Source organism: Frankia sp. CcCS3 (assembly GCF_977927575.1).
Window position 1 is genome coordinate 1 of record NZ_CDWRCL010000365.1, and the last position, 2,536, is coordinate 2,536.

At 64.8% G+C, this 2,536-nt stretch carries 2 protein-coding genes and 1 pseudogene; all 3 read right to left on the reverse strand.

All coding sequences use genetic code 11. The features are described from left to right. Window positions 1–292 precede the first annotated feature (292 nt). On the reverse strand, window positions 293–1,057 hold the full coding sequence (locus tag AC08OQ_RS19230) for an SDR family NAD(P)-dependent oxidoreductase (protein ID WP_462189294.1): 765 nt from the start codon (window positions 1,055–1,057) through the stop codon (window positions 293–295). A gap of 494 nt (window positions 1,058–1,551) precedes the next feature. Continuing rightward, on the reverse strand, window positions 1,552–2,061 hold the full coding sequence (locus tag AC08OQ_RS19235; protein ID WP_476612301.1) for a DUF4143 domain-containing protein: 510 nt from the start codon (window positions 2,059–2,061) through the stop codon (window positions 1,552–1,554). Between the two features lie 39 nt (window positions 2,062–2,100). Then, window positions 2,101–2,536, reverse strand: a pseudogene (locus tag AC08OQ_RS19240) (ATP-binding protein); the annotation flags it as partial.

Genomic DNA, 2,536 nt, shown 5'->3' on the forward strand with positions numbered 1-2,536 from the left:
GGCCCTAGGGGGACGGCCGCCGAGTAGCCGGCCGTCGCGTAACGAGAACCGCCACCGAGGTGGATGCCACATCCGCTACCCAGCAGGCCACGACTTCACTATTTGTTGGGAACTTGGCCGTTTCGTTGTGGCACGTGGCTAATCTTGATGGCTCATACCTCGCCCAACGACTGAGTGGATAGACGGGCCACCGCTACCAGCAGCGGGGCTCTTCCCGAACCCCGGCCCTTCCTCCCGGAGGAGGGGGTCCGCCGCCGGCGGTGGGCGCCGGGGGTTCCCGCGCGACACGGTGTCAGCCGACCTGCTCGGTGGGCCGCATGAGTAGTTCGTTGATCGCGACCCGCCGCGGCCGGGTGACGATGTAGGCGACGGCGTCCGCGATGTCCTCGGACTGCATCGGCTCGATGTCGGCGATGCGGCGCATGACGATGTTCCGGATCTCCTCGCGGATGTGGGACCTCAGCTCGGTCTCGACGGAGCCCGGTTCGACCACCGAGACGCGCACGTGCCGGGCGGTGACCTCTTGGCGCAGCGACTCGGTGAACGCGTTCACCCCGAACTTGGTGAGGTTGTAGATGCCGGCGCCCATGGTGGCGTGCCGCCCCGCCACTGAGCTGATGTTTACCAGGTCCGCGACCTGGCGGGGGCCGTCGTCCGCGGCAGTGAGCAGATGCGGCAGCGCTGCATGGGTGACGTACAGCAGGCCCTGCAGGTTCAGGGCCACCATCCGGTCCCACTCCTCGGTCGGTGCGTCGAGGATCGGCCCGGGCAGCATGATCCCAGCGTTGTTGACGACGGTATCGAGCCGACCGAGCTCCGCCACGGTGCGCTTCACCGCGTCGACGGCCTGGGCCTGGTCGGTGATGTCCAGCGGGAGGGGGAGGGCGGTGCCGCCGGCGCCGGTGATGTCGGCGGCGAGGCGCTCGAGCCGGTCGCCGCGCCGCGCGACCAGCGCCATCGCGGCGCCGTGCCGGGCCAGCTCGCGGGCGGTCGCCTCACCGATGCCGCTGCTCGCACCGGTCACCAGGGCAACGGTGCCGTCCAGCCGTTCGCTCATGTGTACGCGCTCCTGAGTCGTGGGCGAAGTCGCCGGGTCGGTCAGCGTGGTCAGACGCCTTACCCGGAGCGGCTGGAAGGCGGTGTCGCGGCCGGCCGCACGAACCGGTGGAACCCGGCGACAGGCACTGTCCGGTCATGCCGGGCGAAGCCTACTGGAACGATCTCGCTTCCGTGGACAGCGAAGTCGAGATTCCCCGTCCATAGGGAAGGATCGTCATGGGGTCAGCTCGCCGGACGGCTGGGGGTCACTACCAGTGAGGCGGCGGCGTCCGTGGTGTCCGTGGACGCCGGGGTGCCGATGTTCTCCCCGATCGCGGGGCAGCCGGACCAGTCGTATGGTCGATCCTGTGCTCTAAGGGGACGTAATGAAGTAACAAATACGTGATCGAGAGCATCATCGCAGGTCACAGGCCTGTGGAGGGTTCGAAACGCGCAAGTTATTTCATTTCTACTCCTAAGCCGTTCTGAGCCGAAGACAGAGCGAGATCCGTTCTAACCCCACAGTGTGCATATCGGTGCGGCGAAGATCTTCGGGTCGAGTTGATACAGTCTCGGCCCGGTGTGTAGTACCACACCGGCGATGAAGCGTTCACCGAGTTCATCTCGTAGCCACGTCAGATGACGTACCGAATTCTTGCCGGGCGCCGCGTCGGCCTTCACTTCGATTCCGATCACCTGCTCGGCGCCGAGCTCGGCGAGAATGTCAACCTCGTGGCGTCCGGCCTCCTGCCGCAGGTGGTGAAGGCGGGCTCTACTAGAGCCGGCTGGAAGCTCGGCCCGAACCTGCGCGGCCACAAAGGTGTCGAGGACCCGACCGAGGAGATCGCCGTCTCGGAGCGTCGCGTTGACGTCGAGGCGAAGGGCAGCGCCGATCAGTCCGGGATCGACGACGTACTTCTTCGTCGTCCGGACAAGCCGCTTGAGTCGGTTCGTCGTCCATGCAGGAAGCGCCTCGACTATGGGGACGTAATGAAGTAACAAATACGTGATCGAGAGCATCATCGCAGGTCACAGGCCTGTGGAGGGTTCGAAACGCGCAAGTTATTTCATTTCGACTCCTATGAGCAGGTTGCTCAGTAGGTGATCATATGCGTCGGCGGTCTTCGCGTTGATTCCGGCGGTTTCGTACAGCGTCTTGCTGTTCACTACACCGGCGGATTTCAGAGCCAGGACCTCGAAGTATCGTCGTAGGCGATACGGGTCACGGTTCTCATGGAGAATTTCGACGTCACGGGTGAGAAGCTGATCCAGGTAGCTTTCCAGCCAGTAGCCGCGGGTGCGGTCCGAGAGGTGCAGTGCGGCTTCGGGGAATCCGCTTCGCAGGGCCATCTCGACGTAGCCGCGAAGGTCTGGTGCGCCTGACGGCACGACCAGCAAATCCGCGCCGCTTGTCGCGATTCGATCAAGGAAGGTCGGCCTGTCGACTCGGCCGATGATCTCTCGTATGGTGAGACCGGTCATAGGCACTCTTACCGGG